Origin of the sequence: Pedobacter sp. V48 (assembly GCF_000523515.1) — a bacterium.
GTDB lineage: Bacteria > Bacteroidota > Bacteroidia > Sphingobacteriales > Sphingobacteriaceae > Pedobacter.
This window is the reverse complement of the sequence record NZ_AWRU01000034.1, coordinates 526,655-532,744: the sequence shown is the minus strand read 5'-3', so window position 1 is coordinate 532,744 and position 6,090 is coordinate 526,655. Positions and strand designations below refer to the sequence as shown.

The 6,090-nt window shown below is 41.7% G+C and carries 4 protein-coding genes; 1 reads left to right on the top strand and 3 read right to left on the bottom strand.

Annotation, left to right across the window (positions count from 1 at the left end):
* Positions 1 to 1,247 precede the first annotated feature (1,247 nt).
* On the bottom strand, positions 1,248 to 2,120 hold the full coding sequence (locus N824_RS27820) for a universal stress protein (RefSeq protein WP_084498476.1): 873 nt from the start codon (positions 2,118 to 2,120) through the stop codon (positions 1,248 to 1,250).
* A gap of 514 nt (positions 2,121 to 2,634) precedes the next feature.
* On the opposite strand from N824_RS27820, the gene N824_RS27815 reads away from it, so the two are divergent.
* Positions 2,635 to 3,711, top strand: a complete 1,077-nt coding sequence (locus N824_RS27815) for a mechanosensitive ion channel family protein (RefSeq protein ID WP_048908333.1) — start codon at positions 2,635 to 2,637, stop codon at positions 3,709 to 3,711.
* Here the strand turns inward: N824_RS27815 and N824_RS27810 are convergent.
* Both N824_RS27810 and N824_RS27805 read right to left on the bottom strand, forming a co-directional pair.
* A complete protein-coding gene (locus N824_RS27810; protein WP_048908332.1) occupies positions 3,708 to 5,444 on the bottom strand; it encodes an APC family permease in 1,737 nt (578 codons plus the stop codon). The genes N824_RS27815 and N824_RS27810 overlap by 4 nt on opposite strands.
* A gap of 64 nt (positions 5,445 to 5,508) precedes the next feature.
* On the bottom strand, positions 5,509 to 6,081 hold the full coding sequence (locus tag N824_RS27805; RefSeq protein WP_048908331.1) for a hypothetical protein: 573 nt from the start codon (positions 6,079 to 6,081) through the stop codon (positions 5,509 to 5,511).
* Positions 6,082 to 6,090: the final 9 nt, after the last annotated feature.

The following is a 6,090-nucleotide window of genomic DNA, read 5'->3' as shown; positions in this document are numbered from 1 at the left end:
TACACGACGCTCTTCCGATCTTAGCTAATTTCCGTCATGGGAATCTGCTCCAATTGGATCGCCCATGGATTAAGGTTGTAGGAACCAGCCAATACCACCTGTGGCTGCAAGCCACGGTTGCCGCCTTTATTAATAAACTCATCAAAATCCTGAAAATTATTATGACCTTCGATCAGTTTACCTGCAATCTGGTCCCGTTCTATCGGCAATCCATCTAAAGTGGTTACAATTCCGACCATGCTTTCCTGGATCCTGACCATGTCGGTTACAGAAACCTGGAACAATAGCGTATTGATCCGGTACGAACCGGAGGTAATGTAGGACGTCTGCCTGCCCCGCTGACCTCCGCTTTCCAGAAATTTCACCGCATCCTGAAAGTTATCACACACCACTTTATGTCCCAGGATGTTTCCAGTTGGAATCTCCGACCCATCCTTTGCCATGATCAAACCAATCTTACCTTCAGGGATTATGGTGAATTCCTCCATGCTCACCATGTACTGCCAGAACCACATTCCGAAATACAATCCCGGCGCCAGAGTCTTACCTTGAAAACCCGCTTCACCTTTAATGGCAATGATCCTCCCGTCTGGCAATTCTTTACCCGGACCGTACAAGACGAATTTTTTGGTCACCAGTCCGATCCTGTCTTCCGGAACGACAACCATCCCGAAGAAAAACCGCAAAATATACCTGTTTAAAACCGCACACATCAGTGCCACTACCACCCACCAGTAATTTAAAATGAGCGCTTCCATAGTCATATATTTCTACCTTTTATCGCCTGAAAAACCATTCGTCAGGCGCGATATCGAGGCCAAAATAAATGCTTAGTTTGATCATTTTCTAGTAATTTTCAATATATATTTTCATCGATTTTAAGGCCTAAAAGATGATTCAGGGGCGATTTTTACAAAAACACCAACTGAACTTGACATTTATCAAAATCGCCTAACCAGAGGCAGGAAAACACACAAATTTGACAATCTGACTTTTGCTCATAATACTCCAACTCGGAAATTGAATTTTAAAGCTTTATGGCACTAGGACAACTGCTGCAACTTAAAATTCGACACGTTCAAAAAATGGCCTCATTCTATGTTTAATAATTCTTGTTCATCTGCACAACATATATAAATTACAATTATTCACAGGGATGATCCAGTAAAGAAAGTGGCCTCGGTTCATCTTGTTCTCTTGTCATTTATCAGCAAACTATTCCACATATCCAATCACTGCAAATGACATTATTTAATATGAAGGACAGGCATAATGGAATGATTAATTACCTGCTGGGCGAATTTGCCGAGAAAAAAGTCATTGAAGGACGAAGTAACTTTTGAGGTGATTACAATCAGATCACATTTCATCTGGGCAGCCTGCTCCAACGCTTCATCCGCCAAGCTTTCTTCGGTAATGACCGACGTTAGCTTTATGCTTAACCAATCATTTTCAATTCCCTTGACGAACGCTGAAACTTTTTTATACGCTTCCATCAGATGTTCATCATCTATCTTGTAAATTCCATATATGAAAAGACTGGCATTGCCAGTAGCAACAAATGTCTTTAAAAATTCATATTTCTCCAGTGCGTTGGGTATATTTCTGACCGGAAACATTATTTTCTCAAACCCATTGGTAATACTAGATTGGGGTATCGAAAGTACGGGAGAGGCCGATTTTTCAGTAACTCCATAGGTATTTGAACCGATCAAAAACTCTCTGAACCCTTTGATGCCATGGGTACCCATTACGATTAGATCGACATCAAGTGCTTTTGCGGTTTCTAGTACAGTTGCTACGGTTTGACCGACTACAATTATCGGCACAACTGATAATCCATGATTTTCCTGCAACGAATTGCCTAATTTCATAATACGGTCGGATTGACTGTCAAGCAACTCCTGCTGCTGTTCCTTTACTATGCGGTCTTTTTGCAGCCCGTAAAACTCGGGGATAGGCGAAACCACATGTAAAAGCGTTATCCTGGCATTATGAACTTTGGCGACTGAAATCGCTGCTTCCAGGGCATTGGCAGCACACTCGGAGAAATCTGTAGGTACTAGAATGTTAGCAATTGTTTTTTTTGTCATAGTATTTAATATTTCGTCGTTAAACATACTCAATTGGATTTAGGGTTATGTATAACATAAGCTTTCTCCATTATTAAGCAATTTTATCTATCTTTTGTTCCATCGTTCTATTTTCTTAATGACAATTTGTAGAGGCTGCAGCAACTAAAGCTCAATTTAATTAGGGTGGTGTGAATAATCGAAACATTGTTCTAAAGCACCGTTTTTCCAATGGTAAGCTTTATTATAAAGATGCGATTTTATTTCCAATGATGCTAAAATACTGCTAGCTGGTACGCAGCGTGTAATTTGTATAGTGTAGATTGAAACGTCATGAAGCCCTTTGACACCGCAAGATTTTAATTTTTGGCCAAATTTCCCTATATTTGCAGCTTCGCCACCAGTCTTGCCAGCTGAGTCTTTTATCAGTACTTATCACGAGCGGCAACCGGTTATGGCTTGTTTCTTTTTTTTACCCTTTTACATCGGCCGCAGGAGCCGGTATCCTGAAGATGAAGGTGGCTTTCGCCTCTGAAATCTTTCGTTGATAAATTCTTAAGGCATGAATAACATTCTGAATCAGATAATTTGGGGCAACAGCCTTTATAACTGGATCGTTGCAACAGCAATAATTTTGATACTATGTCTAATCATCAAACTTTTGAGGTCGGTTGTTCTGAAACGATTAAAAAGATGGGCAGAGCAGACAAATACAAACTGGGATAACTTTGCGGTCAGTCTGGCTGAAAGCGCAGGTATTCCTCTCCTTTATATCAGTTCCTTTTACTTTGGGTTGAATACGCTGGCATTTCCGGATAAAGTGGAAAATATTATTCATGTAGCCTACCTCGCTGCTTTTACCTTCTTCATCCTAAAGGTAATCAGTGCTGCTTTCCGGAAATTTGTCTATTCCTTTATCCGCCGGGAAGAAAACAGTGAAGCCAAGGAGAAACAGGCAGGCGGCTTAATCGCAATTGCCAACGTAGTTATATGGATACTTGGGGTAGTATTCCTGGTGGACAACCTTGGTTATAATGTAACCACATTAATTGCCGGACTAGGCGTTGGCGGTATAGCAATTGCCCTTGCTGCACAAGCAGTGCTTGGTGACCTTTTCAGTTACTTTGTAATCTATTTCGACCGGCCGTTTGAAATAGGAGACTTTGTGGTGGTGGATAACGACAACGGGATCATAGAATATATAGGAATCAAAACCACACGCATTCGTACGCTAAGCGGCGAACAACTGGTCTGTTCCAATACAGATCTTACCAATTCCCGGTTACATAATTTTAAAAGAATGGAAAAACGCCGGATTGTGTTTACCCTTGGTGTGACCTACCAGACTACCCACCAGCAGTTATCAGAGATACCCGCACTTGTGAAAGAAATCATCTCCAGCAAACCCAAGCTTCAATTTGACCGGGGACATTTCTCAGGATATGGGGATTTCAGCCTGAATTTTGAATTTGTGTATTACGTACTTGACCCGGATTACAACATTTACATGGATAATCAGCAAACGGTTTACCTGGAAATATTTGCTGAATTTGAGCAAAAAGGGATCGAGTTTGCTTATCCTACCCAGACCCTGCTTTTTGAAAATCAGACAGCTGCGCTTGCGCACAGGATCAATTAAATAATCAGGCGCACACCGCCAAGATCGGAAACACGGTGAGAAAATTTGTTGCTTGGTGCACTGATGAACATAAAATTTATAGGTATGTCCCATTCCTTGCTGAGTTGCGCGATAATTTCAGGCCCGAACTTTCCATGAATCCTAAGGTACTCTATTTTGATATCCGGGTAGGCGCGGTCAAGCACATTCAAATCATTCATAAAAGACTCAGAAACATCTTTGCCATCCTTTAAGACCGTAACGATCTTTAGTTTTTTGGTGATCTCATTCTCCTGGACATAGATCATGACTTTATTGAGTATGGAAATGTCGTCGCCTTTCGTAAAGTAGACGAATTCCTGTTCATTCAGCCTTTTCAGTGATCGGTTTAAATGAAGCCTGCTCATAGCAGCAGCTCTTTTTAAAGAGGAGAAAAAACCATTAACCAGCACCAGCATATATTTTAAGATTACATTCCGGCTAAGTAGCAAAAATATAACAATTAGAGCCGGTATGAAATATTGTAGAAAAACGATCAGGTACTCGGCATGCAGGACAATGTTACCATATAAAGCAGCAGTGACAGCCAGAATCGCCACAGCAACCGAAAATATGCCAGCTTTCTCTGGCCTGGGCAGCCGCGCTCTCTTGATCTTAAGCAGCAGGTTGCCAAACCCAAAATAGATCATGACCAGTAAAAAAGAGATAGTGTACACCCCCGCCAGGGGACCAAGTTGTCCCTTAGTAATAACCAGTACCGAAAGGCAGAGTATATAAAACAGGATGAGTATTCTGGGCGAGCTGCCTTTTTTATTTTCCTTCAACAGAAATTGCGGCAGAATGCGGTCAAGGGCCATCCGTTTAATTAAACCATTGACACCAACATAAGAAGTGAGCAGAGCTCCACTAAGTACCAAAACCGCATCGATGGATATAAATGTGGCAAGCCAGGAGCCGCCGGTGGTCCTGCCCAGATGCGAAAGGAGCGCTTCCTGATTTGCCCCCACTTCTATTAAAGGAAGCACCATAACTGCTGTCAGGGCCATCAGCGGATTGATCACAGATACAGCAATCCACATATTTCTCAGGGTCTTCCTGAAAACCCCTGGTTGCTGTTCCTCTACAAAATTCGCCGAGCTCTCGAAACCCGAGATGCCCAGCATGGCCGTACTGAATCCGAGAAACAGTGCAGCCGCAAAACCGCCGTTTAAAGGCTGACTGAAATTCATCCTTGCCACCGGCAAACCATGCTGCAATACATACCAAGCCCCGCTGATGATCAGGGTCACCATGGCCAGAATATGCAAGACAAAAATCACTATAGCGACAACCGAGGATTCACTAATACCGGACATCACCAGGAAAAGGAAAAGAGTGATAAGAATAGCGGTAGCCGCAATTATCGGAATTGCGGGAAAAATACCATGCAGGTAATGCATTCCTTCGCTGGCTGAAATGACAGCTGTGGTCATATAGGATAAAATAGTCAGGCAGGCCGCGATGGAAGCATTGCTTTTGCTCGTCGTATTTAATAAGACATTGTAAGCCCCGCCATTTAATGGCAAGGCCCCGACCACTTCGCCATATATTTTTCGGAACAGCAGCAATACGGCTGCGACGATCAAAAGGGCAAGCCAGGCCCATTGACCGGCATATAATATGGTTAATGAAGAAACATAAAGACAGGAAGAAGTAATGTCATTTCCGCAAATTGCAGTTGCAGCTAACTCGCTTAATTTTTTGGGATGCTTCATAGCCCTAAGTTAATTAAACATTTAAAGATATGGCTTAAGCATACCTACCAATAATTTGATAGCACTAACGCATGCCATTCACCAAATCGGTCGCTTTTGATAAAAAAACTTTGATTTTCTGATCCTGGTCAAGCTTAAGATCAGTACCGTTGAATCTCTCCGACGCCGCCTTCAGCGTATCCGCCTGTTTTTCAAGATCAGGATACTTTTGGCGCTGAATCTTGCGAAGAGAATTGCTTAGAATCATCGTCACTTTTTTTAAATAATAAGATTGCGTGCTAAATAATTTCTCCCTGGAGATCCGCTCAATATCATATTCTGCAATAATAAGATCCGCGTATTGGAATTCATATCCTGTTGAAAGGGCTATTGCATCGATTGCTTTTTTTAACTTGAAAAGAGCGACACTAAGAGACTTTCGGTTGAAAGTCACATTGGGCTGTTGATCCACATAGTCAACAAAGGCCTTAATCGTTCTTTTCTTTTTTAATTCCTTGTTGGCGGTCACACCCTGACGAAGCGTTATCGTTTGATCTGTTTTAAAAAGGTTGATGTAGACCAAAGAAATTATAAAAATGAGCAATGAAAAAATAATGAGTAACTTGATAATAGGTATTGATTTTTTAATCTCTTTCATAACATAACT

Excerpts from the sequence above, each read along its gene's own strand:
- N824_RS27820 (WP_084498476.1), bottom strand. The coding sequence starts at position 2,120 with ATGTTTAACGACGAAATATTAAATACTATGACAAAAAAAACAATTGCT.
- N824_RS27815 (WP_048908333.1), top strand. The coding sequence starts at position 2,635 with ATGAATAACATTCTGAATCAGATAATTTGGGGCAACAGCCTTTATAAC.
- N824_RS27810 (WP_048908332.1), bottom strand. The coding sequence starts at position 5,444 with ATGAAGCATCCCAAAAAATTAAGCGAGTTAGCTGCAACTGCAATTTGC.
- N824_RS27805 (WP_048908331.1), bottom strand. The coding sequence starts at position 6,081 with ATGAAAGAGATTAAAAAATCAATACCTATTATCAAGTTACTCATTATT.